We start from the raw sequence: 25,414 nt of genomic DNA, 5'->3' as shown, positions 1-25,414 counted from the left end.
CAAGCATTCACAAGGGGAATAACCATGTTCAAAGTCCTGACCAAACTGCTGCTCATGGGCGGCCTGGCCGTCGCCGCGGGCGCGGCGCTGGGCGCCGAGACCTATCCCGCGCGCCCGGTGCGCATGGTGGTGGCCTATCCCGCCGGCGGCACGACCGACATCGCCGCCCGCGTCCTGGCGAAAGCCCTGAGCGAGCACATGCACGGCAGTTTCGTGGTGGAGAACCGCGCCGGCGGCGGAGGCGTCATCGGCGCCTCGCTGGTGGCCAACGCCACGCCCGACGGCTACACCCTGCTGTTCGGCGCGTCGCCCGAACTGTCGATCGCGAAGTCGACGAAGAAAGACGTGGCCTACGATCCCGAGAAAAGCTTCGCGCCCATCGCCCTGGTCGGGCAGGCGCCCTTCGTCCTCGTCGCCAACAAGGACTTCCCACCCAATAACGTCCGGGAATTGATCGCCTACGCCAAGGCGCATCCCGGCGCGGTCAATTTCTCGTCCTTCGGCAGCGGCACGTCCAACCACCTTACGGGCGAGCTGCTGAACCTGGATGCCGGCATCAAGATGACCCACGTGCCGTATCGCGGCAGCGCGCCGTCGCTGACCGACCTGATGGGCGGCCAGATCCAGGTCACCTTCGACACCATCACCACGGTCCTGCCGCTGATCCAGTCGGGCAAGATCAAGGCGCTGGCGATGGCCACCGCCCAGCGCTCCGCCCTGCTGCCGGACCTGCCGACGATCGCCGAAAGCGGCGTGCCGGGGTTTTCCGGCGGCACGTGGTTCGGCCTCGTGGCGCCGAAAGGAACGCCGGAAGCCGTGGTGCAGGCCTTGTCGAACGCGACCACCGCGGCCTTGAACGACCCCGCCGTCAAGAAAGACCTGGAAAACCGCGGTATCGTTACGGACGCGCAGTCGCCCCAATACTTCGCCAAGTACCTGGCCTCGGAAACCGCCAAATGGCAGCGCGTGGCGAACAAGATAGGCCTGCAACCCCAATAAATGACGTCTTCCCCGCATCAACGTCCGGTTCTCGTCGTCGGGGCCGGCATCGTCGGCCTGTGCATCGCCCATGCCCTGCAGCGCGGCGGCGCGGCCGTCACCCTGATCGACCCGAACCCGCCCGGCTCGCAGTGCTCGTCGGGCAACGCCGGCGCCTTGTCCTCTGGCTCGTGCGCGCCGCTGGCCATGCCGGGCGTGCTCAAGGACACGGTGTCGATGCTGTTCGATCCCGTCGGGCCGCTGCATATTCCCGCCCACTACTGGACCCGGGGCGCGCCCTGGCTCGCGCGCTTCGCGTTGTCCTCGCGGCGGGCCACGGTCGCGCGCATTGCCGACGCCTTGCACACCCTGCTGCGCGGATCCGTGGACGCGCACGCCGGCCTGGCGCGCGACATCGGCCGCCCCGAACTGGTGCGCCGCAACGGCCAGCTCCATCTCTACCCGGACGCCCACGCCCGGGACAAGGACGCCGCCGGCTGGGCGCTGAAGGAAGCGCACGGGCTGCGCGTCGAACGCGTGGACCGCGCCGACATCCAAGGCCTGGAAGCCGCGATTTCGCCAGCCTACGCCGCCGGCGTGTTCCTGCCCGACGAAGGCAGCGTCACGGCCCCGCAAGACTATTGCGGCGCCATTGCGCAAGCCGCCCTGGCCGCGGGCGCCCGGCTCGTCCCGGCGCGCGTCGCCACGCTGCAACGCACGGCCGGCGGGTGGCGCGCCAGCAGCGGCGATGCGCAATGGGAGGCCCCGGACCTGGTCCTCAGCGCGGGCGCCTGGTCCGCGCGCCTGCTGGCCGGCCTGGGCCTGCGCGTCCCCCTGCAAACGCAGCGGGGCTATCACCTGCAATTGAAGGGCCAGCAGCAAGCCATATCGCGGGTCGTGGTGCTGGCCGACCGCAAGGTCTTCATGAACCCCATGGATCGCGGGCTGCGCATCGCCGGCACGGTGGAAATCGATGCGCTGGACCGGCCGCCCAACATGCGCCGGGCAATGGTGCTGGCGGAACATGCGCGCGCGGGCCTGGAGGGCATCGACACCGATGACGCCGGGACGTGGATGGGACATCGTCCCTGCCTGCCGGACTCCATGCCCGTCATCGGGTCCGTGCCCGGCGCGCCGGGGCTATGGTGCGCCTTCGGCCACGGCCATCTCGGCCTGACGGAGTCGGTCAATACGGGAACGTGGATAGCGGACGAACTCCACGGCCGGCTGGTGGACGTGGACAGGCAGCAAGCGCTGCGCGCCTTCTCCATCGCGCGCTTCAAGGGCTGGAAGGTCTGACCTCGGCCTTGCGCTTGCCCGGCCGCTTGTCGCTGACGATCTTCCCGTCCTTGATCACCAGCTCCAGCTTGCGCACGTTGTGGATATCCTTCAGCGGATTGTCCTTCACGACGATCATGTCGGCGATCTTGCCGACCTCGATCGTGCCCAGCTTGTCGCCCACGCCGCAGATGGCGGCGCCGTGCCGGGTGGCCGCCTGCAAGGTCTGCCAGGTCGAGGCGCCATTGCGCGTCCACAAGCCCATTTCCAGCAAGGCGGCGTCCTTCAGCGGGCGGATGTCCGAGCCCAGCGCCATCTTCACGCCCGCCTTCAACGCCTTCCCGAACCATTCGGAATGCAAGGGCGCCGCCACTTCCGCGCGGCAGCACAGCGCATGAGACCAGCCGCGGCCCAAGGCGAAGGACGATTCCCAGTCGTTGGTCGCCTGCTTGGGCGTCAACTGGCTGATGGCCAGCGTGGGCACGAGCCAGGTGTCATGCTCCAGCAGCAGCTCGATGCATTCGTCGTCCATGATGTAGCCATGCTCGATGCTGTGCGCGCCCAGCCGTATCGCGGCCTTGACGACGCCGGGATGGGTGGCGTGCGCCATGACCTTGAAGCCGCGCGCGCGGCATATCTCGAAGGCCGCCTGCAATTCCTCGTCCAGGTAGAAGGACTGCGTGTGCAGGTCCCACTTCGGGCCGATGATGCCGCCGGACAGGTTCAGCTTGATGTGGTCGACGCCGTTCTTGATCTGCTCGCGGATGGCCTTGACGAATCCATAGGGGCCGTCGCATTCCAGCGCATGGCCGGACGTCAGGAAGTGGCCGCCCGTCGTGGTCAGGAAGTGGCCGCTGGCGAACAGGTGGGGACCGACGTACTGGCCCGAGTCGAAGGCATTGCGCCAGGCCACGTCCATGTAGTTGTGCGAGCCCGCGCAGCGGAACCCCATGATGCCGGAGTCGAACAGGGCGGCGCGCAGCCGGTGCCCGAACAAGGCCGTCTGCTCCGGCAAGGGATTGGTCGACAGCGACAGATAGTCGGGATGGACGTGCACGTCCCACAGGCCGGGCATGAGGTAGGAGCCGTTCAGATCGACGACCTCATCCTGCGTCTCGGGCGTGAACGCATCGCCGCCGCAGACGCGCGCGATCTTCCCGTCCTCCACCACCACGACGCCTTGCGGCAAGGGTTCGGGATTGACGCTGTCGATGACGGTGGCGTTCTTGTATACGGTGCGCATGGCGGGAGTCTTCCGGCTTGAGAGGGAGACGAGGGATGCATTCCCATCGTGCAGCCGTCGCTTGCGCCGCGGCTGCCGCGACCGATTATGAAGGCTCGCGCCGCCGCGCGTAAATAGCGGAAAAGCCCGATGCCGGCGCGGTGTCGCGTACAGGCCCCGCGCGCGGCGATTTCCGGCTTTTTCGGGGCCGCCGATATTGCATCGTGATAACGGCTATTGCCTGCCCCGCCCCGGCGCAAGTAGAGTCGGCGTCAGCGGCAGCCCGATCCGCTATGCCGGGCCACCTCCGGCGCCTCGTCCGGCGTATTGCCCGCCAGCTTGCGGATCTTGTCCGCCAGCGCCGGCGTCGGCTGTTCATAGCCATAGCAGTACGGCGGCGGCGGCACCGCGTCGGCCCGATAGTCCTCCAGCACCGGCTTCGCGTCGCCCAGGTACAGATTGTCCTTCAGGCGCAAGGAAGCCTTGTGATCGCGCGTATAGCCATAACGCGCCTTGGACTTCTCGTAATTGCGGCGGTCGGATTCGCCGTTGCCCAGCGCGCTCCGCTTCGGGGCGCCCGGGATATAACTGCAATAGTTCACGTTGATGCCCTCGACCGTCGGGAAGAACTTCGGCTCCACGCAGGCGCGCTGCGCGACGTTGCTGAATATGTTCCCCTCGATGAAGGCACGGGCATCCAGGCTGAAACTCATCCCGTAGAAATCCCAGTTCTCCAGCAGGTTGTTGAACAGGTGGAACGTGCCGAACTGCCCTCTCGGATTGCGCTGCACCGTGTTGAAGAAATAGTTGTGGTGCAACGTCACCCGCGCGATCGAATCGCGGTCATAGTTCTGGAAGAGATTGGACGAGGTAATGTTGTTGAGCAGCATGACCTTGTCGGAGTCGTGAAACTTGGTCCACGAGACCGTGACGTCGGTCGAGCCGTTCTTCACGTTGAGCAGCCGATCCGAGAAGCGCGCGAGATCGAGATGGTCGACCCACACGTCTCGGCTGCCATTGGCCACGTTCACCGCCTGCGTCAGCCGGTTCAGGCGGCCGTCTATCGTGAGGTGCGTGAGGATGACGTTGTGGCTGCCGTACACCCCCAGCCCGTCGTCGATCAAGGTGACGCGCTTGCCGCGCCCGTCCACCGTGACGTTCGAGGGCACGCGAAGCTGCGACGCCAGCACGATGGTCATGTCCGACGCGAAACGGATCCAGGTCGGCCCACTCTTGGCGTGCTCCAGCGCGGCGCGCAACGTCCCCGGCCCCGCGTCCTTGTCGGACGTGACCTCGACGAAGCGGCCTCCCAGGCCGCCCGCGGCCTTCGCCCCATAGCCTTCGCGCTGCTGTAGCAGCGACGCGACCATCGGACAATGCTCGTCGGGGACCGTGCAGGATTCGTTCGCGGCCGCGGCGGCGATGCCGCCATAGAAGACCGCCGAGACCAGTAGCCAGCGCATCATATTCACTCCCTATTTCCGTGTTGCGGTGCGGATCGGTCCGCGGATTTCACGTGGCGCCAGATGCCGCCGCTCAGGCGCAGGTTTTCCGGCGGGCCGGCCAGATGCTCCTTCAGCCGTTCGAAGTAGGCCTGCCGCCATCGCTGCGCGTATGCCTCGACGTCCTCGCCGGGCGTGGCCGCCGGCAGCATTTCCAGTGTGTACGCCACGCGGCCGTTCTCCCAACGCGGCGCGTAGAACACCGACGGCACGCCGAGGCGGTGCGCCATGTGGGAGGCGAAACTCGAATACGTCACTTCCTGCCCCTCGAAGGTCGTCCGCGGCGCCGCCGGGTTCGCCGCGCCGTCGATGGCCAGGCACAGCACATAGCCCGACCCGACCGCGCGCAGGCAGGCCTTCGCGACCTGCGCCTCGGTCTGGTCTGCGGTGGAAATCAAGGCCGAAGCATAACTGCTGCGGGCGATGCTGGGCGCCGTCGCCAGCCAGCGAGACGGAATGCCCAGCAGCTCCAGCGCCATCAGCCCGGCGTACATGGGACCGACGTGCGCCGTGGCGACCACGACGCCCCGGCCGGCGGCCAACAGCGGCGCGAAGAAACGCTCGGCGGTATCGAGTTCGCCGAGCAGCCCCATGGCGTCCTCGACGTCGTCCTCGCGGCACTCCAGCCAGTCGAACAGCAGATGGTCCACCAGATGGCCCCAGCGCGCCCGGCGCTCCCATTGCGCGCGGTCGGCGCCGGCATCGCCGCGCAGCGACCACGCCCAATCCAGGCGCGCCTGCGGTATCGGGGCGCCGTCCAGCCTGTCCTCCAGCCTGGCCATGGCCTCCTGGAAGGTGGCCGGAAGCTGGCTGCCCCGTTGCGCCAGATACCGGTCGAACAGCGCCTCGGCCTCCGGCTTGCGCCCCGCCTGCGACAGCGCCGCGATGGCCGAGCGCTGCCACAGCAGCTTTTCGGGGGCCTGTTCGAGCAGCTTGACGAACTGGTCCGCCGCCTCGCCGTACTGCAACGAATAGCGCAGCGCGCGCGCATAGAGCGCCCGCGTCTGCTCCAGCTCCGGCGCCAGGTCGATGGCCTGCTTCAACGGTGCCGCGGCCTCCTTGTAGCGCCCGGCACGCAGCAGCGTTTCGCCGTGAAGCGACAGCAATCGCACGTCCGACGGCGCCGCCCGCAGGCCGGCCTCGAAATGCGCCGGGGCATGCACCTTGCGGTCCTCCTCGCCGCCGCGCCGCAGGTGCGCCAGGCCCAGGGAGGTGCGCAAGGCCGCGCTATCGTGGCCCGCCTCCAGGGCCGCCTGGCCGAGATGGATCGCCGCCTCCGCCCTGCGGTCCTCCAACAGGGCGCGCACCGCCATCGCCGCCACGCGTTCGTTCGGCAAGCGGTCCGCCTCCAGTCCCGCCGCCACGCGCGCGGCCTCCACGGCGTCGCCATTGCGCACGAAGGCCAGCATCCAGAAGTACGCCTCGCCGGGTTCGCTCGCCGCCATGCCGGCGCTGGCGCGCGCGACCTCGGCGGCCTCGGCCACGCGCCCGGCCTGCACGCGCAACTGGATCCGCGCCGCCTGCAACGCGGCGCAATCCGGCTCGATCGCGGCGGCGGCGTCCGCCTCGGCGATGGCCCGTTCCCACTGCCCCGTGCGGCCCAGCAGGCTGGCCAGCAGGCGGCGCTCCTCGGCGCGCGCGGGATACGCCGCCGTCAGGACCTCCAGCGCCGCGATCGCCGGGTCGAACCTGCCCTCGCGCACGAAGGGCGTCACCAGCAGGCGGCGGACATCGCGCCAGCCGTCGGCGGCCTCCGCCAGCGCCGGCGCCAGGCGGGCCATTTCGCCCGCGGGATCGGCGGCGAAATGAATGTCCCGGATGACGGCGCGCAACCGGGACGTGGCGTCCCGGGCAGCGGCGGCGGACGCCGTCCCCGGACTTGCAACAGCCGTATCAACCATGACGCAGTCCCCTCAACAAAGCCATCGCCACGCGAGCGATGAACATCAGCACGAAACCCAGGGCCAGCGCCTGCAATAGCAGAATAGCCATGCGCGGGCTGCTGGGCCGGTCCGTCGGCACCGGCTGGGCGATGATGGACAGATACCGCTGCAAACGCAGGGCGTCCGTCGTGGCCTGCTGGTATGACTGCTGCGCCAAGGTAAGGTTCGAATCCGCGAAGGCCTGGGCATTGCGCAGGGACTCGTACGACTTGAGCTGCTTCGCTTCCGTATTGCCCTCGCCGCTCAGGCGATGGCGCACGGCCGCGATCCGCTTCTGCAGGGCCACGACCTGCAGTTCGGACGGTCTCAGCATGGGATGGTCCTTGTTGCCCAGCGCGCGGATCTTGTCGAGATTGATCTGCGCGCTGCTCAACTCCCCTTCCAACTGGCTGGAAAGATTCAGCAGCATCGCCACCGTCGCCGTCGGATCGATATTGCCATGGGTCGTCCGCCACGCCGTCAGCGCATCCCGGGCGGCGAGCGCCTTCTGCTCGGCGATCCTGACGGATTCCTGGCTCACCTTCAACTTGTCGGCAACGCCCTTTTCGTTCATCCGGCTCACGAAGTCCTCGGCCAGGCCGATCAGCGCCTTCGACAGCGTCTGCGCGTCCTCCGGGGAGAAGGCGCTCACGCGCAGCACGTCGATCTGCTCCAGCGCGTTGAAGGACACCTGGATCGAGGCCTGGTAGGCGCGATACAGATCGTCCTGGCTGGACTCCCGCGAGAGATGGCTGGCGGGGTCCAGCCCCGGCTGCACCAGGTAGCGGCGCAAGCCTATCTTCTGGTCCAGTTGCTGCATGCAGTCGCGCGACTTCAGGAAATCGCTGACCGCCCAGCCGTCCACGAAACCGCCCAGCATGCCCGCCATGTTCCCCGTCGTCAGCAGGCTGGCCGCGCCGCCGCCCCCGGACTGCTGGCCGGAACTCGACTGCACGAAGAACCGCGACTCGGCCTCGTAGCGGGGCGTCGCGAGGCACAGCACGTAGACCAGGGCGCACGCCACCGGTGCGATCACGATGAGCACGTTGATCCAGCGCTGGCGGCGGCGCTCGCGCAGCGAAGCGCCGCGCTCCCGGCGGCGGCGCTCGATTTCGGAGCCGTTCTCAGAGGCCGAGCTGGCCGTCCTCGAAGCCGCCTCCGAAGACGTCGTCGCCTGCGCTGCCGGATTCGCTCCTCGATCGTCTGGGGGGGAACTTGCGGATGCACTGGTCGAGGTCGTCTTCGATTCTGAGTGCGCTTCGTTCATAAATCAAACCCTTGAAGCAATAGTCCGCCAACTGGTTCTGGCGATAACTGGAAAAAATGAGGGTCCGGCCGATCAGCCGCTCCTCGAACAGCGCCAGCCACAGGCGCGTGAAGCGGCAAGGCTCGAACGGAATGGCCCCTTCGATCACGTAGACGTCGAAGGCCGGCGCCAGCGCCAGCGCGAAAGAGAACTCCTGCCGCGCGTACAGCGGCCAATGTTCCATGGGCCGCGCCAGCACCCTGGGATCGCTGACGAGATCCGCGACCAGTTCGAAGGTCGCGTCGGCGTCGATTTCGTACATCTCGCACACGAACTCGATCATGCTCAGGCCGTTTGCCTTGCCGCGGATGAAGCCTTGCCGACCTATCGCCCACGATACGCTGCCCTCGTGCCTGACGAAACCCTGGCGCGGCGGGCGCAGGCCGCACAGCACGTCGATGATCTGGCGATGCAGCTCCGGCGCGGGCGAAAGCAAGGCATAGCGCCCGACGGGAATGTCCAGGTCGACCTTGGCCAGCAGGGGCTGCCTGCTGCCAAAGGCATAGGGCTCGTCGGTTACGCCGTTGAAATGGATCATCGTCGCGCCTCACATCGGCTGGATATTGGGGCGGGCGAGCCGCTCGGCGGCCAGGGCCGCCACCATCAGGAACACCAGCGCGGTCAGGAAATAGCTCAGGCTCGCATCCTGGGACTCGTAGCTGTCGAAGTAGACGGAACGCAGAAGCTGCATGCCGTGCGCGAACGGAGACCAGAGCATCCAGGGACGCAACTGCTCCGGCAACTGCTCCGAAACGAAGAACACCCCCGAAAATATCTGCAGGAAGCGCTCGATCACCGGGGCCAGCCGCAGGTAGAAATGCCAGAAGGTCGCGATCGAGCCGAACAGCACGCCCATCGCGGCGCCGCCGAATCCCATCAGGACCACATACAGCAGGAATCCCGCCCAATCCGCCGGCAGCGTAATGAGCTCCAGCGCATGCCCGGCGGTGATCAGCACGGCGAACACCACGAGGTACACGGACACGTAGATCAGCGCCTGCACCAGCGCGCACATCAGCGGCGTCACGCCCTGGAAGTTCAGCAAGCCGCGGGCCGACACGTAGGCCGTGCTGCTCCTGAAGATGATCTGCCGGAACATGATCCAGGTCGTCGCCCCGAGCAGCGAGAACGTCTGCACGTCCATGCCCAGGATGAAATGCGTACCCATCAGGATATACAGCGACGAAATCAGCGTGAGCAGCACCACGGGGCCGACCAGGGCCCATAGCAAGGCGATGCGGCTTTCTCCGTGCATCACGCGCAACTGGTAGACGAGCATGGCCAGGAAGGTGCGCCCGCCCGGCCTCCCCTTGCCGGCATGGCGGGGGGAATGCCCTTCGTGCAAGGCGCGCAGGCGTTCGCGCAGGATCGCGAGATCGCCGGCTTCCGCGGGCGATAGCGCGATTTCCAGCGGAATGTCGTTGCGGGAAGCGTGGCGGCGCGCGTCGCGCGCCTCGTCCTGCCTGCGCCGCTCGACGCGACGCGCGTGCGCCATGGCCAGGCGCTCGTCTTCGGCCACCAGCCGGGACGGCATGTATCCCGGCTCGAACACCGCCGCGCCCGCGCGGATTTCCTGTTCGAGCAGGCGCACGATAAGACGCAGGCGGCGCCGCGAAAAGTCCGCCAGCGTCTCGTCGACGGCGCTGCGCGCGATCTCCGCGTCCAGCTCCGCCTGCACGGCCTCGTACACCGCCCGCCGCGCCGCCACGGAATCATGCGGCTCGCCCTGAAGGCGCGCCAGCAGGGGCTTGAGCAAGACGGCCGGCGGGGCCTTGGCCTCGAACAGCTTGGCCGGATCCAGGCGCCAGGCGTCGACGCCGGACCCTACCGTGTAGTTCCTGTCCTTGCGCCGCGTGCGCCAGCCCTTGATCCGGTCCTCGTTGCTCATCGGCACGCTATTGGGTTACGCCGGAAGAACTGGAGCCCGAATCGCTGTCGATGGCCCGCGTGGCGCTGAAGCCCGCGCTCATGGTGACGCGGAATGCCGACAGGACCTTCTGCACCTGGGTAAACGGCGCATCCGAGATGTAGATGGCCTGGCCTTCATGCACGGTGAACTCGCGGGCCAGCGCCACCTGCTCCGGACGGGTCAGGTCGAACTGGTAGACGATGGGCAGCGTGTCCGGCTTGCCGGCGACGCCGGCCTTCGCGGGCGTGAACAGGAAGACGGAACGCGGGTCCGCCGTCTTGTCGTCGAGCCCCTTGGAATCGGCCAGGGCGTCCAGCACGCTGTAGTTGCGCTTGCTGATGGCCACGCGTCCCTGGTTGCCCGCCGCGCCCAGCACGGTCAGGTATTCCCGCGCGTCGTGCGCCGTAATCACGTCGCCCGGACGCAGCAGGATGTCGTTATCCTGGTTGCGGTAGATGTCCGACAGCCGCACCGACGCCACCTGCTTGTCGCGGCGCAGGCTGATGATCAACTGCTCGGGGTTCGTCTGCACCGGCGCCGCCTGCGCCAGCGCGCTGCTCAGGCGCTGCGTGGTCTGCGTGATGGGATACATGCCGGGCTTGGTCAGGTTGCCCTGGACGGTGACCATCTGCCCGCGCGCGTCGGCGCGGGTCACGCTGACGTCGGAAGCGACCACCAGCTTGCTCAGGCGCGCGAGGATGGCGTCATGCAACTGGGCCAGCGTCAGGCCCGCGGCGCGGAATTTTCCGAGGATGGGAAAATAGAGATTGCCCGTCCGGTCTATCTCCTGGTTTCCCAGGTCGCTCACGCCCGCGGGATTGGCCGCGAACACGCCCAGGCCGTCGCGTTCCCAGACGGTGACGTTGATGCCGTCGCCGGGCACCAGGAGATCGAACCCCGCCTGGCCGGCATCGCGGTAGCGCGCGGGGAAATCCGAGACCTCGGGCACGTTGCTCTGCCGCGCGAGTTCGCGCGAGACGGGCATCACCACCACGTCCTTGGCGTCGTTCGCCGAGGTCATTTCGCTCAACATCGGCCCGGAACGCGGCAACTGGCATCCCGTGAGTGAAAGTGCGGCGAGCAGCGCCATGAGCGGCGCCGCCCTGCTTCTCAGGCCCAGGGCCTGGACGTTCTTTTGCATAAAAGCCTTGATTTTCAAGATCGCGGGAAAGAGCCGGGCAATCAGGCCTCCATCAGGCGCATCGGCCCGATATCGATGCGCTCGTCGTTCTCCGACATCGGCATGAACGGCGCGCACAAGGCCAGGAATTTCTCCAGCATCGCTTCCAGCGAAAACAGCTCGCGCGCCCGGCGGCGGCTATGCTCCTTCAATTCCTCGTTCTCGCGCGCCAGGTCGACCATGGACGCGATCTTTTCGCAGGCCTCGTTCAGGTCCGGGTGGTCGACGTCGCTCAGCAGGTGCCCGGTCACGTCCTCCACGAAGCACTCGCCCGCGCCGCCGGCGGGCGTGGACACGACCGGCACGCCCAGGAGCTGGGCCTCGATCAACACGTTCGGCAGGCCCTCGTAGCGGGACAGCAGCACGCTGGCGTCCATCTGCGAATACCAGTAGCCGACGTGGTTGGACAGTCCCACCAGCAGCAGCCGGTCCATCACGCGCAGTTCTTCGGCCAGCGCCGTGACGTTCTCCTGCAGGCGCCCGTCGCCCACGATGAAGAAGCGCGCCTGCGGGCGCTGCTTCAGGTATTGCGCTGCGAGCTTGACGTAGAGTTGCGGCCGCTTGTCCGGCTCCAGCCGGAAAACGCCGCCGATGGTCTCCGTGGCGTCGGCCGTCCTCGCCTGGAACTCGCGCCACTTTTTCTCGTCCGCGGGGGAAGATCCGGTCGTCAGGTCGGGCACGCCGTTATAGAGGACATGGAAACGCACGATCGGGATGCCCAGCCATTCCGCATACGCCTCCGCCGCCGTGCGGCTGTTGCTGACGAAATACACGCCAGGGACCTCGGCCAGGGCCTGGTACAGCTCCGGGTATTCGGCGCGGTAGCGGTCCTTGCGGATATTCGGCGGCAGTCCGCGAAACACCAGGTGGATGGTGGGGACGCCGGCAAGCAGCGCCGCCAGGGCGCCGAACAGGCAGGTTCCATCCTGCCACAGGCTGACGACGTCGAAAGCGTTGACGCGCAGGATAGGCGCAAGCCGCGTCACGCCATAGTGGACCGGCGGCGGCAGGTGCTCCAGCAGGCGGGCCAGGCCGGAATCGCCGACCGGCTGGTGCGCCACCGACACCGGCGGCAGGCGGTTGATTTCCGTGACCGGGATTTTCGCCTTGGCCAGGACGGGCAGAAAGAAATCCAGGCCCTGTTTTTTCCCGGCGCCGGAAGGCTCGGTGTGCTGCTTCACCAGCACTTCGACCTTCTCCGGCTTCACGATCATGGCGCCCGGCTCGCGTTCCTCGCTGTCCGCCATGCGGCGCAATTCACCGGCCAGGCGCGTCAATTGCCGCTCGGCGCCGCCGGGGCCGAGGCTGCCCGTCACCAGCGCGACCGAAACGGGTTTCTCCGGCGACTGCGGCGCAATCTTGCGGTCGCGGAAGTGCAGGATCGCGTGCTTCATCGAGACGATCTTGATGTCCTTGCCGGCGATTTCCTCGCCCGGCTCCAGGTCCCGATAGAAGGCGTAATCCCTGGCCAGCGCGCTGGCCAGTTCCGCCGCCTTGCTGCCGGCGGCCAGTTGGCCGGCGACGGACTGTATCGTCTCGTAGGCTTCCGCCAGCAGGCCCCGCTTGCGCAGGCGCTTGGCGAACTCGACGCGCACGTTGCGGTCGTTGTCGCGCGCCAGCAGCCGGCGGAACAACTCGTCGGACTGCTCGTGCGCGCGGATGTCGCTGAGCAGCTTGGCCCTGGCGAACAGCAGGGCCGCGTTGTCGGTCGAGTCCGGCACGTGGCGGTCGATCAGGGACAGGGCATCGTCGACATGCCTGTCCTTGACCAGGCGGGACGCGCAGTGGCGGACGATGAGAAGATCGTCCGGGTAATCGCGCAACAGCGCTTCCCACTGCTCGGACATGCCCTCGTTGAGCCCGGCCAGCTCCTTCAGGCGAAGCAGCAGGAAACGGACCTTCGGGTCCGCCTGGTGATCGCGCGCCAGCGCCTGCGCGCGCGCCAGGTTGCCCTGCGCGACCTGGACCCGTCCCGACGCCGCGACGATCTCATCCAACTGGGCATGAACCGATTCGAGGTCGGACGCATCGTTCTCCTGCTCGGCAGCCAGCGGGGCGTTCATGCGGCCTTCCTCCGGTTCAACTTCTCGATCCAGACCTGGCACCGCTGGATGTAGTGGTCGAACTGCTCCGGTTTATCCGAACGCGCCTTCAGCGCTTGCCAGTAGGGCAAGGCCTGCTCGAACCGGTGCAGGCGCATCGCGCCCACGGCCGCCAGGCGCAGGCCGATGGCGTCATCGGGCACGAGTTCGAGAATGCGTTCGCCCAGGGCCAGGCGCTCGGTCGTGCTCGACGGATCCAGCGCGCGCGCTTCGGCATACAGGGTGGAGAGGATGCGCCGCTTTTCGTGGGCGACTTCCGGCATCTCGGGCCAGGATTGCGCCACGCGCTCCAGCAGCTTCCAGGCGGCGCGGGGATCGCCCGCGGCCAGGACTTCCCGGGCGGCGCGTATCGAACGCGGTCCCAGCCGGCGCAACTGGCGCTCCGCCTCTTCCTTCGCGCTCTGGTCGGCCGAGGCGTGGGAAAGCACGGCGGTATAGGCGTCGATGGCTTCGCCGAACCAGCCGCCGTTGAAGGCCACCCGGGCGAAATACAACTGGGTGCTGAACTGGGCGGACTCGCCGGCCGCCGCCTGCTCCAGATGGCGCATGGCGGTCTGCTTGTCGCCCAGCGCGTCGGCGGCCCGGCCGCGCATCGCGTCGAGTTCCGGGAACTGGATCTGCGTGTCGAGCGCGATGTCCGTCAGCTCGATCACTTCCTTGTGGTTGCCCGCCATCAGCGCGGCGCGCACGCCCAGGCGCATGGCGCGCTCGAAGGCCCGCTGCGACCGCACGCCCGCCAGGGTGCCCGGTTCGAGCAGGCGATGCGCGCAGATCCGCTCGGCCGCGTCGCGCAGCCGCCCTTCCTCCAGCGCGCGCGCGCCTTCCTCGGCCCATTGCACGGACTGCGCGCGCAGCCACGCCGGGATGTCCTCCTGCTCGCTCTCGGCCAGATTGCACGACACGGCCAAGGCGGCCGCGGCCACGATGCAGCCGCGCCACTGCGCTTCCTTGACCAGCTCCAGCGCGTCCAGGTCCGGCATGACGGGCGATTCGGACGCCAGCGCGCGCAGCCCGGCGCGGTCGCCCGCCAGCAACCGGTCGCGCCACAGCACGGCGAAGCCGCGGCCATACGAGGGGAAGGCGGCGCGGACCTCGTGCACCCACCGCATGACGGCTTCCATGTCGCCGCTTGCCTGCAACATCGAAAGCACCGTATCGGCCGCTTCGAGCGCGCCGGCCTCGTCGGAGGACGAAATGCGGAACAACTGCTTCCAGTTGCCCAGCGCCTCTTCCATGTGGCCCAGTTGTCCGCCGCAAATCGCCGCGATCCGCACGATTTCCGGGGTTTCTATTTCGTCGCCCAGCAGGCCGGCCGCCAGCGAGTAGGCCACGTCATGATGGCCGAGCTTGAACTGCGCGCGCATCAACACCTGCTCGGCCTTGCTGCCCGTCGCCAGCGAGCCGTCCGCGCTTTCCAGCAGGGCGATCGATCCTTCGTAGTCGCCCAGTTCGCCCTGGATGCGCGCCAGCAGCAGCACGTGGTCGGGCGTCCCGGGGAATCGGCGCAGCACGTCGCGCGTGCGGCGCGACGCCTCGCGCAGGTCGCCCGCATCCAGGATCTTCTCGATGCGCTCGGCGGTTTCGTCGGCGGCGAGCTTCGCCACCACGGGCTGCGGCGCGGGCGCGGTCATCCGCGGGCGCATGAAGTTCTTGTACCACTCGGCGCACAGGCGCTCCGCGAACAGCTCCGTATAGTGGGTCAGGTCGAGCCCGCCGTCCTCCATCGCGTCGGCCTGTCCTATCTTGTTCATGACCGGCGTCGGATCGTAGCAGGGCACGGCGATGCGCTGGGCGGCGGCGCTCACGGCGGCGATCAGTTGTTCCCGCTGTTCGATCGGCACGTTGTCCGGCGTCAGGGCGTTGACGTGCGTGACGAACACCACCTTGTCCTTGCCCAGCAGATCGGCGATCTGCCGCATATCGCCCTCGATCTCGTCGTCCGAGAGATCGCGCTTCAGGATGCGGGCGAGCAGGTCCTTGTCGCTCGCGGGCAGGCTCTTGAAGACCGGCTCCTGCTCCAGCCAGGCGCGCCGTTCCGCCAGTTGGTCGGCCACGGCCATGGACCAGAAGGTCCGGGTGCGCGCGCGGTCGGCGAAGAATTCGCTGAAGTAGCGCGCCACGTAGTTGGACTGGATGGGATAGCCGTCGATGGTCAGCAGCTTGCGCGAGGACAGTTCCACCATGTACAGGTCGGCCGGCTTGTGCGTGCCGCGGCGGGCCTTATCGCCGTTCGACGGCCGGAAGATCAGGCGCTGGACGTCGGCGGGGATGTCCTGTTTGCCGTACATGAATCGTGCCTGCTGCAACGCCTCGGCGCTGGTGTGCACGAAACCGTAGTTGCGCCCGAGTTGCAGCTTGATCGGATAACGGCCCACCGCGTCGCGCAACGGCGTGTGGATGCGGCAGGTTCCAATAGGAGCGGTCGTAAAAGCAGCCATTCAGGGTCACCTATAGTGGGGGATGGGGAGCCCGAACTCAGAGCGTCCAGTACAGGAGGTCGGATTGAAGGCGGCTGCTGTCGAGCACCGACTTCAGGTCGCACACCATGCCGCCGCGCTTGACGAGGCTCGGCATGTCGTCCCAGATGGAATCCATGGTTTCCCGATGCGGAACGGCGAGGATCAGCACGTCCATGTCCTTGAACGCGTCCCGCTCCACGAGCTTGATGCCGTACTCGTGCTCCATCTGGTCCGAATCGACCATCGGGTCGCAAGCGACCGGCGTGATGCCGTAGCTTCCCAGCGCGTTGTAGAGATCGACCACCTTCGAATTGCGGATGTCGGGGACGTTTTCCTTGAACGTCATCCCCAGGATGCCGACGCGGGTCTCGGCATTGAGGCGGCCGTTGCGGGCCAGGACCTGGACGACGCGCGAGGCGACGTGGCTGGCCATGCCGTCGTTGATGCGGCGGCCCGACAGGATCACCTCGGGGTGGTAGCCGAGCTCCTGCGCTTTCGACGTCAGGTAATACGGATCGACGCCGATGCAGTGGCCGCCCACCAGCCCGGGCGTGAACCGCAGGAAATTCCACTTGGTGCCGGCGGCGTTCAGGACTTCCGACGTGCGGATGCCGACCAGGTCGCAAATCTTCGACATCTCGTTCATCAGCGCGATGTTGATGTCGCGCTGCGTGTTCTCCAGCACCTTCGCCGCCTCGGCCACCTTGATGGAGGAGGCGCGGTGCACGCCCGCGTCGATGATTTTCTCGTAGACGCCGGCGATGATTTCCAGCGATTCCGCATCCTGGCCGGACACGATCTTGACGATCTTCTCCAGCGGATGTTCGCGGTCGCCGGGGTTGATCCGCTCGGGGCTGTAGCCCAGCTTGAAATCGACGCCGCAACGCAGGCCCGAGGCCTTTTCCAGCTCCGGCCCGCAGATATCCTCGGTGGCGCCGGGGTGGACGGTGGATTCGAAGACGACGATGCAGCCGGGGCGCAGCACCGGACCGATCGACCGGCACGCCCGCACCAGCAGCGAAAAATCCGGATTGTTCTTCTCGTCGACGGGCGTGGGGACGGCCACGACGAAGAAATCGCAACCCTCCAGGTCCGTCACCTGGTCCGTAAACCGTAGTTTGGAAGCAAGCAGCGCCTCGCGCTCGATCTCGCCGGTCCAGTCGTCTCCTTCCTTCAGGCGTTCGATCCGCCGCTTGTCCACATCGAAACCGATGACGTCAAAGCGTCTGGCGAACGCCACGGCGACCGGTAGCCCCACATATCCAAGGCCACACACTGCGATTCTCTTTACCACTGGCTACCTCACTATTTGTCGTCGTGTCGGAGACACGGAAAAAGCCCTCGCGCCGCCTGCTGCCCCGAGGTTTTGCCTCGGGTAGGCTTGACGCAAAAAGGCCCCACGCCGCTTACAGCTCCGGGGGATTTCCCTGGAGACGCGCCTGACGGCAAAAAATTTGTGCCCGCAGATTGGCAAGCTGACACAAAATAGAAATACTTTGTCTGGTTTTGCTCAGGACACTGGCCCTGGGTAGGTTACAAACAGACACTTGGCCGACCTGCCGCTGACAGCAAGCGAGGTGAATCCTAGACGCCCAATCCGGCAATTTTCTTTCTAAAAATGTTTATTGCTCTGAAAATGAGTCTGCCGCAACGCAACAAACCCGGGTTTTCACTGAATTAAATTACATCCATTACATAAACCGCAACAAAGCAGCTCGAATGGATATATCTAAATAATTAAATATGTATTATTTATTTTTATTTAATCTGACTGCAAAGAAATAACAATTCGTCGTATATGAGTTATTTTTTGCGCCAAAATGAGATTCTATTTTCACCCCCTGATAATTCGCCGCAGCGGCGAATAGGAGGCTGGCGCTGGCTTGTGGGCAGCGAAAACAAGGGCGAAAAGCGGGATATGTGGATGGCGGTCGCAGCAACCGAAGACGATCTGCCGGACGCGTGAGAAGGGAAATAAGGCGAAGATGAACGCCCAGCGACACGGCCTCAGGCCCTTATCGCCGGAACAAAATGCCATCGAAAGCCGCGCCTTACCGGCATGACTCGATACCGATCGTAGTAGAAAGCACGATGCCGTACTTGCAATCGTCGCTTTCGCGTGCGACGGGACAACACGGCGGATATTTACCCGCGCTTAAATATCGTCCAGCCAATCCCTGGGCGGATATCTAAGCCGCTTGAACCTGTAATCTCCCCACTCCCGCACATCAGCGTCGATTACCTGATCTGCAATATCTATGTCTATATAACTAACCCGAATCCGGCTTGGATTGCGCGACGCGCTTTTGCTCATTTCCGACCGCACGAGCACACGTCACCGGAGCCGCCGGGACTCATCCCGCCCGCGGCGCCTACTTCAACCGCTTCCACGTAGCGGTCGCGAACGCCACCACGTCTTCGGCCTCGTCCGAGAGCGTCGACTTCAAGTAAGAGATGCCCTGCCCCAGGCGTATGAATTCCCCGACGCACTGTAGCTGCCCTGTTCGGGCCGCCTTGACGTACTGCGTCTTCATCTCCAACGTCGTTCCCGGCCCCTGGACATGGTTCAACAAATGCCCCATGGAAATATCCATGACGGTCGCGATGATCCCGCCGTGCAGCGATCCCTGCGGGTTCAGCATGAAATCCTGGATCCCGAAGGTGATGACACACCGGGCTTCCTGGTATTCGAACTTCAAGTCCAGCAGACGGGCGAGGAAGAACTCCTCGAACACCGGTCGCTGCGTGGACAAGGCGACCTCGAATGCGCGCCGGGCGGCGTTTTCATCCATCTTTTATCTCCTACGGGAAACGTATGACAGTTATCCCGGCGATCATACCCGCGCGACCTTGCCGCCCGCGCCCGCCCACATACGAATGATAGAATTCCTGACCGATGTCCCTGAGCACAAGGGAGACTTTCCATGCTCTGGCGCTTCTCTGCCAACCACACGCACCTCTACCCCGGCGCCCGGCTGCGCTGCCTCGACACCCCGGACGACACCCGGCTGTCTGCGGACGACGACATGCTGGTGGAATTCAGCGACGGCGTGCTAGCCACCGGATGCTTATTGGAAGCGCACAAGGATTTCGCCGTGCTCCGGATGCCGGCTTATCGCACGCAACACGGAACGGACGTGGCGGCGCGGGCATGGCGCCTCGCGCCCGCCGGCGAGCCTGGACATATCCGCGTTCAAAAGCGGTTGCCCGCGGACTGAACCGCGGGCGTCCTCGGCCGCGCGCACCGGCGCGAATCCTACCCCACAGACCTCCGCTTGCCGCGCGTGCGCCGGCCAGGAGACTGGCCGGCTGTCAGTCCATCGCCCGATGCCCCCCGCCTGCGCTCCCATCAATAACGCGCATCCGCCGGCTTCTTGTCCTTCGGCCAGTCCTTGACCTTGGCCGCGAAATCCGGCCGGTCCATGTGGGTGAAGTACCCCGCCACGTCCACCGCTTCCTGGTCGGTGAGTCCCCCCTGCCCCAGCGGGAAATGCGTGCCGAACGCGATGGGCATATTACGTTTGACGAAGGCCGCCGCCGTGTAGGTGCGGGCCATGCCGGCGCCGATGTTGAAGGACTCGCTGCCCCAAAGCGGGGGATAGACCATGTCGCCCCTGGCGTTCCTGACGCCCTCGCCGTTCGCGCCATGGCATAGCGCGCACTGGGCCGTATAGATGCGCTTGCCGTTCTCGATATTGGGAATGAGCGTCTGGTCGATCTTGCCCACGCCACGGCCTTCCACCTTGTCCTCCGGCTTGGTCGCGCCCTTCATCCAATCGAAATAGGCGACCATGGCCTTCATCTCGTCGCTGGCGATGGGCAGCGGCTTGCCGTCCATCGAACGCTGGAAGCACCCGTTGATGCGGTCCTCCAGCGTGATGATGCGGCCCGCGCGCGCGGCATAGCTGGGGAAGAAGGCCGAAACGCCGACATAGGGAGAACCGTCGGCCACGGTGCCCGCGTTCAGATGGCAACTGGCGCAGTTGAGCTTGTTGCCGACGTTATTGGGCAGCATGCGCGCCGTGTCGATGTTCAGGCGCGCGCCCAGCACCAGTTGATCGGCGTTCTTTTCCTTCAGCATCTCCGCCAGGCGCGGCGTCTCGAACGGACGATGGTTTTCGGCCGCGGCATCGAGCTGCTTGCGGGCGCTGCTCACTTCGCCGACCTTGATGTCGCGCGCGTCGGCGCGGCCCCAGGCGCGGCGCGTGAAGTTCAGGATGTCGGCGATCTCCTGGTCGCCCAGTTGCGCGAACGAAGGCATCGTCAGGGGCCGTGCGTGGCTTTGCGTGACGGGCGCGCGCCAGCCCGTGAGCATGATGTGAATCAGCGTGGACGGATCCTGCGATTGCAGGCTGTTGTTGCCGGCCAGCGACGGGAAGGCATCGGGCACGCCCTCGCCGTTGGCGCGGTGGCAGTCCGCACAGAACTGCAGGTAGCCCAGGCCGCCGCGCGTGGTGAAAAGGCCGACGGGCATATCGCCGGGCGTGGCCGCGCCGCCGGCCTGGCGCGGCGCGATGGCCGGCGCCGGGCCCTGCGCCGCCTGCATGGGCAGGTCGTCCTTGCCCGGCGGCAGCGATTTCAGGTAAGTGCCGATGGCCAGCAGATCGGCATCGGTCATGTATTGCGACGAGTGCTGCACCACGTCCACCATATTGCCTGACACCGTGCCGTGCTTGTTGCGTCCGGTCTTGAGCAGCTCGGCGGTTTCCTCCGGCGTCCACAGGTTGCGCAGGCTCAGCGCGCGCCAGCCCTCAACGGTCTCTCCCGCCAGGAACAGATGGCCGTTGCCGCCTTCGCCGGTCATGGTTTTTTCCTGGAAAGCGAATCCGCGCGGCGTGTGGCACGCGCCACAGTGGCCCAGGCCCTGAACCAGATAGGCGCCCCGGTTCCACACGTCCCCCTTGCCTTCCAGCGGCCGGAAAGGTTCGTCGTCCAGGAAAATCCAGTTCCAGATCGACAGGCCCCAGCGCTGGTTGAACGGGAACCCCATGTCGGAAGGCCGGTTGGCCTGTTCCACGGGTTTGACGCCCTGCATCAGGTAGGCGTAAAGCGCCTTGATGTCCTCCGGCGTCATCCTGGCGTAGGACGGATAAGGCATCGCCGGGTACAGGTTGTGTCCATCCGCCGCCACGCCCTTGCGCATGGCGCGCTCGAATTTCTCGAGGCTATAACCGCCGATGCCCGTGGCCTTGTCCGGCGTGATATTGGTGGAATAGAGCTTGCCGAATGGCGTTTCCAACGCCAGGCCGCCGGCCAGGGGCTTGGACTTGTCTCCGGTGTGACAGGCTACGCAGTCGCCCAGGCGCGCGACATAGCGGCCCAGATCGACCTGCTCGCGCTGCTGTGGGGTAAGGCCAGCCGCATAATCGGCGGGCAGGTCGTCGATGATCTGCGGGATCTGCACATGCGGCGAGGCCGGCTCGTTCTGGGCCGAAGCCGCCAGCCAGGCCAGGGAAATGCCTCCCAGCAGGGCGGCCATGCGTTTCGAACGGCGCGCTGAAAACGCTCGCAGCGGATTGCGTCCGCGGGGGGTGGGAAGCTGGGTTTCTGCGTTCTTGATCTTGTCCACGGTGAAAATCCATTGACGGTCGTGCCGTGGATTTTCGGGGCTCCCGGGATTTATTCAATTGATCAAGATCAATCAATAAGTCTTTGATTTTTATAGATAAATATAGACCCTGTGGATTTTACAGCCCCAGGATTAAATCACCATTAAGAAAACGAACCAAGGTGAAAACGACAACGCCAGGGAATCCTGGCAAGCGATCAGGAACGCCAACAAAGTCCACCCCTCCTCCCGGATATCGCGCCCGCCGAGCGCGTCGCACGACTAAAAAATAATCTATCGGATGCGACCGCCCGGCCGGCAGGTTTTCCAACCCGCCCGCGTATTGCCTACTTGCCTTCGAACTGGCCGAAGGCTTCCAACGCGCGCACCGAGTAGACATAGGCGGCGCCGGCGTTCAAGGCCAAGGCCGTGCCGAGCGCCTCGCTGACCTCCCCGACCGTGGCGCCCGCCTTCTGCGCCGCCGCGGCGTGCGAAGAAATGCAGCCGTCGCAACGCGTCGTGACCGCGACCGCCAATGCAATCAACTCGCGCGTCTTGGCATCCAGGTGCTTGGCCTCTCCCAAGGCCTGATTGAGGCCGCCGTATGCCTTGACCATGGCGGGATTCGTTTCCGCGAACGTCTTGGCGCCCGCGCGGAGATTCGAGAGTTGATCGACCCAGTTATTCATCATGATGTGGACTCCTCGAAAGAAAACATGCCCGGCCGCCCCTGCGGCCGGGCGATAAAAACGCGCAGGCCAGGTCAGCCTGCCCGCTTGTACTGCAGCAAACCGCCCGTACTCTTGGGCGGCCGCGCCCGCAACGCCGCCTCGACAGGCTCGGTGCCCCAGCCCGGGCGGTCAGGCACGACGAGCTGGCCGTCGCGGAACTCGGGCTGGTGGGTAAAGAGCTCGTTCTCCCACGGCAAACGGTCTACGTCCGTTTCCATGATACGCAGATTGGGAACAGCCGCCGCGAAGTGCACATTCATCATGGTGCAGAGATCGCCGTAGAAATTGTGCGGGGCAATATTGACGTCATGCGCCTCGCACACGGCCGCGATCTTCATCGACTGCCAGACGCCATTCCACACCGTATCGACGATCGCCACATCGACGGCCTGGTGCTCCAGGAAAGGCATGAATCCCCTGACGCCGATCAGGGTCTCGCACGACGCGATCGGATGCGGACTGTGATCCCGGACATAGGCCAGCGCCTTCGCGTTGAAGCTGTCGGTCTCCACCCAGAATATATCGACGTCCGCAATCGCCCTGAGCAGCTTCAGCATGCCTTCCGGCTTGGCATTGAAATTGAAGTCGATGAGGATATCCACGTCCGGACCGGCGCCGCTGCGCAGCGCCTCCAACTGCCGCTGGACGTTTCCGATCAGCTTCCGGTCCACGTTCAAGGCGGGCGCGAAAGGCACCGCGAAGCCGGGACGCCAGGCATAGGCATCGCCCTCGTCGAAGATGAACAGATTGGTCTTGAGCGCGCTGAAACCTCGCTGCTTCACCTCGGCGGCCGCACGCTTCACGCCCTCCAGGTCGGTAATCGCCGGCGGATACAGCGCCGGATGATTGATGCGCCACGTTGCGCAGTGCGACCAATAGACCGGTATGTGGTTGCGGACCTTTCCACCCAGCAGCTCATAACACGGGACACCCAGGTCTTTCGCCTTCGCGTCCAGAAGCGCGTTCTCGATGGCGCCCATCGCCTGGGCGATGACGCTGCCGGGCGCGGGCCGGGTCAGGCAACTCGCTTCCTGGAAGAAGCGCTCATGGTCATGCACGTTCTGCCCCACCAGCCGTTTTCCGAGCTGTTCGATGATGGCGCCGACGCCGGGCGACCCGAAACCCTCGTCATACTCGCTCCAGCCGACGATGCCCTTGTCCGTGCATATCTTGAGGAAGAAGTAGTTGCGCCAGCCGGCGTCGCAAAGAATGCTCTCAATCGAAGTCACTTTCATGGATCATTTCCCTCAAGGACCAATCGCGGTATTTCCCGAGGCGCCGCGCGCGACAGCAAGATCGAGCCGCAGGGCGCGCAGGGATCGTTCATTCTTCATTCGGGCTTCAGATCCATTTTTCGGGTCTCCTTGCCCCACTTCGTCATCTCGGATTTGACGAAGGCCTGGAATTCCTTCGGCGAGCTTCCGACCGGGGTGGCGCCGAGAATCTTGAGCCGTTCCAGCACCGCTTTGTCCTTGAGCATCGCACTGGCCTCGCGCGACACGCGATCGATGATGTCCTGCGGCACGCCCACCGGCGCGAAAACGCCGTACCAAGAATTGACGTCGAACCCCGGGACAGTATCCGAGATCGGCGGCAGGTCAGGCGCGAGCGAGCTACGGTGTTCCGACGTGACGGCGACGCCGATCAGCCGCTTGTCGTTGATATACGCCAATGCCTCGTTGGCAATCACCATATTGGCCTGGCCGCCCATGACGTCCTGCATGGCGGCGACGCCGCCTTTGTAGGGCACGTTCACGATTTTTATTCCCGTCATCGTCCGCAGCATTTCGCAGGAGAGGTAGGTGCTTGTCCCTATGCCGGTGTTGGCGCAGCTCAGCTTCTCGGGATTGGCCTTCGCATAGGCGATGATGTCGGAAACGGTCCGCAACTTTTCCTTGGGCCCCACCGCGAGGTAGTTGGGCACATTGACGAGTTGAGCGACGGGAACCAGGTCCTTGTTCATGTCGAAGGACGGATTCTTGTAGAAATACTGGTTCAACACATTCGCGATGCTGCCCAGGAGAAAGGTGTAGCCATCCGGCGCCGCGCGCACCACCTGATATGAACCCAGCATGCTGCCCGCGCCGGGCCGATTCTCGACAACGACGGTTTGCTTGAGGCTGTTGCCCAGATGGGTCGCCAACAGGCGTCCCAGGATATCCGTATTCCCGCCTGGCGGATAAGGCACGATGAGCGTGATCGGCTTGTCCGGCCAGGCGGCATGGGCCACGCTGGCAGCCAGACCGAGGACGGCCACCGAAAGCAGACGGGAAATCCTGTGCAGGTTGGATAGCATGATATTTGTCTCCGAATTTTTATGTGGAATCATTGCGTCCTAATAATAAGGATCAATATCCCAACATTCGAAACGCATATTTCCAGCCGATCCTCGCCCGCCTGAACGGAAAAACCGTTCAGGTCTCCGCCGCCGACGCGCCTATCGTCATCGGACGATCGTCGGTTCGAACGCCCGGCCGCCCGTGGCGGTTTCGAGTTGCTCACTTACCCTGGAATATCGGCGCGCGTTTCTCACGAATCGCCGCGACGCCCTCGTGGAAATCCGCGCTGGCGGCCATGGCTTCGATTTCGCGCAACGCGACCGAACTTGCCTCGACAGGACTCTTGGGCAGGACGGCGGCGGTAAAGCGCTTGAACATCTGGATAACCAGCGTGGAATTCCTTGCCAGCCGCCGCGCCATATCCTGCGCCACCGCCAGATGCTCACCCGCGGGGACGATACGATTCACGAAGCCGACCTCGTACATGCGCTGCACGCCGATCTCTTCGCCGAGCAACATGAGTTCCATGGCGATCTTATGGGGAATGCGGCCCGCGATCGACGCGATGAATCCGCCGCCGAAGCCCAGCTTGGCTTCCGGGAATACGAATCGCGTATTTTCCGTGGCAATGCAAAGGTCGGCCATTTGCACGAGCACGATCGATCCCCCTACCACCCAGCCGCTGACCGCCGCGATGATGGGCTTGTCGACCTGGATGACGCCGCCCGGCGTGAATCGCCGGTAGTCCGGCGGCTCGGTCATGTCCCGATCGCGCCCCGACGAGAAAGCGCGATCTCCCGCCCCGGTCAACACGGCAACCCTGTCCTGTTCGGAGGCGTTGAAGCGCCGCCACGCCTGGGCGAGCCCTTCCTCCACGGCGCCGTCGATGGCGTTCATCTGCTTGGGCCGGTTGATCGTGATCGTCGCAACGCCATCTTGCGATTCGTACGTCACGGCGTTTGTCTCGTCCTGCATGGCTGCTCCTTTGTGGCAAGGGA

General features: G+C 65.4%; 20 protein-coding genes. 4 read left to right on the top strand and 16 right to left on the bottom strand.

Annotated elements, in window-relative coordinates; all coding sequences use genetic code 11:
• Window positions 1-24: 24 nt before the first annotated feature.
• Together CAL29_RS05935 and CAL29_RS05930 are read left to right on the top strand one after the other, a co-directional pair.
• The gene (locus CAL29_RS05935; protein ID WP_094852006.1) at window positions 25-999 is read left to right on the top strand and encodes a Bug family tripartite tricarboxylate transporter substrate binding protein; all 975 of its coding nucleotides are present in this window, start codon (window positions 25-27) and stop codon (window positions 997-999) included.
• Window positions 1,000-2,277 (top strand): NAD(P)/FAD-dependent oxidoreductase, encoded by a 1,278-nt coding sequence (locus tag CAL29_RS05930; RefSeq protein WP_094852005.1) that lies wholly within the window; start codon window positions 1,000-1,002, stop codon window positions 2,275-2,277.
• Here the strand turns inward: CAL29_RS05930 and CAL29_RS05925 are convergent.
• From CAL29_RS05925 to CAL29_RS05880, 10 genes are all read right to left on the bottom strand, one after another.
• Window positions 2,258-3,499, bottom strand: a complete 1,242-nt coding sequence (locus tag CAL29_RS05925; protein ID WP_094852004.1) for an amidohydrolase family protein — start codon at window positions 3,497-3,499, stop codon at window positions 2,258-2,260. The two genes, CAL29_RS05930 and CAL29_RS05925, sit on opposite strands and share 20 nt — an antisense overlap.
• Window positions 3,500-3,750: 251 nt before the next feature.
• A complete protein-coding gene (locus CAL29_RS05920) occupies window positions 3,751-4,944 on the bottom strand; it encodes a pectate lyase family protein (RefSeq protein WP_094852003.1) in 1,194 nt (397 codons plus the stop codon).
• Window positions 4,945-4,946: 2 nt separating this feature from the next.
• Window positions 4,947-6,881, bottom strand: coding sequence for a tetratricopeptide repeat protein (locus CAL29_RS05915; protein WP_094852002.1), 1,935 nt, complete (start codon window positions 6,879-6,881; stop codon window positions 4,947-4,949).
• The gene (locus CAL29_RS05910; RefSeq protein WP_094852740.1) at window positions 6,874-7,905 is read right to left on the bottom strand and encodes a sugar ABC transporter; all 1,032 of its coding nucleotides are present in this window, start codon (window positions 7,903-7,905) and stop codon (window positions 6,874-6,876) included. The genes CAL29_RS05915 and CAL29_RS05910 overlap by 8 nt, the downstream gene beginning before the upstream one ends.
• A gap of 121 nt (window positions 7,906-8,026) precedes the next feature.
• Window positions 8,027-8,746 carry an ATPase gene (locus CAL29_RS05905; protein WP_094852001.1) on the bottom strand — a complete coding sequence of 240 codons (720 nt, stop codon included), beginning with the start codon at window positions 8,744-8,746 and terminating at the stop codon, window positions 8,027-8,029.
• A gap of 9 nt (window positions 8,747-8,755) precedes the next feature.
• On the bottom strand, window positions 8,756-10,096 hold the full coding sequence (locus tag CAL29_RS05900; protein WP_094852000.1) for an ABC transporter permease: 1,341 nt from the start codon (window positions 10,094-10,096) through the stop codon (window positions 8,756-8,758).
• 7 nt (window positions 10,097-10,103) lie between these two features.
• Window positions 10,104-11,258 (bottom strand): polysaccharide biosynthesis/export family protein, encoded by a 1,155-nt coding sequence (locus CAL29_RS05895; RefSeq protein ID WP_094851999.1) that lies wholly within the window; start codon window positions 11,256-11,258, stop codon window positions 10,104-10,106.
• 41 nt (window positions 11,259-11,299) lie between these two features.
• On the bottom strand, window positions 11,300-13,360 hold the full coding sequence (locus tag CAL29_RS05890) for a glycosyltransferase (protein WP_094851998.1): 2,061 nt from the start codon (window positions 13,358-13,360) through the stop codon (window positions 11,300-11,302).
• A complete protein-coding gene (locus CAL29_RS05885; protein WP_094851997.1) occupies window positions 13,357-15,837 on the bottom strand; it encodes a hypothetical protein in 2,481 nt (826 codons plus the stop codon). Before CAL29_RS05885 ends, CAL29_RS05890 begins: the two co-directional genes overlap by 4 nt.
• Window positions 15,838-15,874: 37 nt before the next feature.
• Window positions 15,875-17,134 carry a nucleotide sugar dehydrogenase gene (locus CAL29_RS05880; protein ID WP_094851996.1) on the bottom strand — a complete coding sequence of 420 codons (1,260 nt, stop codon included), beginning with the start codon at window positions 17,132-17,134 and terminating at the stop codon, window positions 15,875-15,877.
• 522 nt (window positions 17,135-17,656) lie between these two features.
• Here CAL29_RS05880 and CAL29_RS31555 point away from each other — a divergent pair.
• Window positions 17,657-17,824 (top strand): hypothetical protein, encoded by a 168-nt coding sequence (locus CAL29_RS31555; protein WP_179283923.1) that lies wholly within the window; start codon window positions 17,657-17,659, stop codon window positions 17,822-17,824.
• A 406-nt stretch (window positions 17,825-18,230) separates the two neighbouring features.
• On the opposite strand, the gene CAL29_RS05875 is transcribed toward CAL29_RS31555, so the two are convergent.
• Window positions 18,231-18,650, bottom strand: coding sequence for a PaaI family thioesterase (locus CAL29_RS05875; RefSeq protein ID WP_094851995.1), 420 nt, complete (start codon window positions 18,648-18,650; stop codon window positions 18,231-18,233).
• Window positions 18,651-18,782: 132 nt separating this feature from the next.
• On the opposite strand from CAL29_RS05875, the gene CAL29_RS05870 reads away from it, so the two are divergent.
• On the top strand, window positions 18,783-19,076 hold the full coding sequence (locus CAL29_RS05870; protein ID WP_094851994.1) for a hypothetical protein: 294 nt from the start codon (window positions 18,783-18,785) through the stop codon (window positions 19,074-19,076).
• 131 nt (window positions 19,077-19,207) lie between these two features.
• On the opposite strand, the gene CAL29_RS05865 is transcribed toward CAL29_RS05870, so the two are convergent.
• From CAL29_RS05865 to CAL29_RS05845, 5 genes are all read right to left on the bottom strand, one after another.
• Window positions 19,208-21,337 carry a c-type cytochrome gene (locus CAL29_RS05865; RefSeq protein WP_094851993.1) on the bottom strand — a complete coding sequence of 710 codons (2,130 nt, stop codon included), beginning with the start codon at window positions 21,335-21,337 and terminating at the stop codon, window positions 19,208-19,210.
• Window positions 21,338-21,753: 416 nt separating this feature from the next.
• Window positions 21,754-22,098 carry a carboxymuconolactone decarboxylase family protein gene (locus CAL29_RS05860; protein ID WP_094851992.1) on the bottom strand — a complete coding sequence of 115 codons (345 nt, stop codon included), beginning with the start codon at window positions 22,096-22,098 and terminating at the stop codon, window positions 21,754-21,756.
• A 71-nt stretch (window positions 22,099-22,169) separates the two neighbouring features.
• On the bottom strand, window positions 22,170-23,372 hold the full coding sequence (locus CAL29_RS05855; RefSeq protein ID WP_094851991.1) for a mandelate racemase/muconate lactonizing enzyme family protein: 1,203 nt from the start codon (window positions 23,370-23,372) through the stop codon (window positions 22,170-22,172).
• 95 nt (window positions 23,373-23,467) lie between these two features.
• The gene (locus tag CAL29_RS05850; RefSeq protein WP_094851990.1) at window positions 23,468-24,433 is read right to left on the bottom strand and encodes a Bug family tripartite tricarboxylate transporter substrate binding protein; all 966 of its coding nucleotides are present in this window, start codon (window positions 24,431-24,433) and stop codon (window positions 23,468-23,470) included.
• Between the two features lie 202 nt (window positions 24,434-24,635).
• On the bottom strand, window positions 24,636-25,391 hold the full coding sequence (locus tag CAL29_RS05845; protein WP_094851989.1) for an enoyl-CoA hydratase/isomerase family protein: 756 nt from the start codon (window positions 25,389-25,391) through the stop codon (window positions 24,636-24,638).
• Window positions 25,392-25,414: the final 23 nt, after the last annotated feature.

The organism is Bordetella genomosp. 10 (genome assembly GCF_002261225.1).
Lineage (GTDB): Bacteria > Pseudomonadota > Gammaproteobacteria > Burkholderiales > Burkholderiaceae_B > Bordetella_C.
The sequence above is the reverse complement of the archived record's forward strand: the minus strand, read 5'-3'. Positions and strand labels throughout refer to the sequence as shown.

Coding starts and splice junctions, on each gene's coding strand:
- CAL29_RS05935 (WP_094852006.1), top strand. CDS start 25: ATGTTCAAAGTCCTGACCAAACTGCTGCTCATGGGCGGCCTGGCCGTC.
- CAL29_RS05930 (WP_094852005.1), top strand. CDS start 1,000: ATGACGTCTTCCCCGCATCAACGTCCGGTTCTCGTCGTCGGGGCCGGC.
- CAL29_RS05925 (WP_094852004.1), bottom strand. CDS start 3,499: ATGCGCACCGTATACAAGAACGCCACCGTCATCGACAGCGTCAATCCC.
- CAL29_RS05920 (WP_094852003.1), bottom strand. CDS start 4,944: ATGATGCGCTGGCTACTGGTCTCGGCGGTCTTCTATGGCGGCATCGCC.
- CAL29_RS05915 (WP_094852002.1), bottom strand. CDS start 6,881: ATGGTTGATACGGCTGTTGCAAGTCCGGGGACGGCGTCCGCCGCCGCT.
- CAL29_RS05905 (WP_094852001.1), bottom strand. CDS start 8,746: ATGATCCATTTCAACGGCGTAACCGACGAGCCCTATGCCTTTGGCAGC.
- CAL29_RS05900 (WP_094852000.1), bottom strand. CDS start 10,096: ATGAGCAACGAGGACCGGATCAAGGGCTGGCGCACGCGGCGCAAGGAC.
- CAL29_RS05895 (WP_094851999.1), bottom strand. CDS start 11,258: ATGCAAAAGAACGTCCAGGCCCTGGGCCTGAGAAGCAGGGCGGCGCCG.
- CAL29_RS05890 (WP_094851998.1), bottom strand. CDS start 13,360: ATGAACGCCCCGCTGGCTGCCGAGCAGGAGAACGATGCGTCCGACCTC.
- CAL29_RS05885 (WP_094851997.1), bottom strand. CDS start 15,837: ATGGCTGCTTTTACGACCGCTCCTATTGGAACCTGCCGCATCCACACG.
- CAL29_RS31555 (WP_179283923.1), top strand. CDS start 17,657: ATGAGTTATTTTTTGCGCCAAAATGAGATTCTATTTTCACCCCCTGAT.
- CAL29_RS05875 (WP_094851995.1), bottom strand. CDS start 18,650: ATGGATGAAAACGCCGCCCGGCGCGCATTCGAGGTCGCCTTGTCCACG.
- CAL29_RS05870 (WP_094851994.1), top strand. CDS start 18,783: ATGCTCTGGCGCTTCTCTGCCAACCACACGCACCTCTACCCCGGCGCC.
- CAL29_RS05865 (WP_094851993.1), bottom strand. CDS start 21,337: ATGGCCGCCCTGCTGGGAGGCATTTCCCTGGCCTGGCTGGCGGCTTCG.
- CAL29_RS05860 (WP_094851992.1), bottom strand. CDS start 22,098: ATGATGAATAACTGGGTCGATCAACTCTCGAATCTCCGCGCGGGCGCC.
- CAL29_RS05855 (WP_094851991.1), bottom strand. CDS start 23,372: ATGAAAGTGACTTCGATTGAGAGCATTCTTTGCGACGCCGGCTGGCGC.
- CAL29_RS05850 (WP_094851990.1), bottom strand. CDS start 24,433: ATGCTATCCAACCTGCACAGGATTTCCCGTCTGCTTTCGGTGGCCGTC.
- CAL29_RS05845 (WP_094851989.1), bottom strand. CDS start 25,391: ATGCAGGACGAGACAAACGCCGTGACGTACGAATCGCAAGATGGCGTT.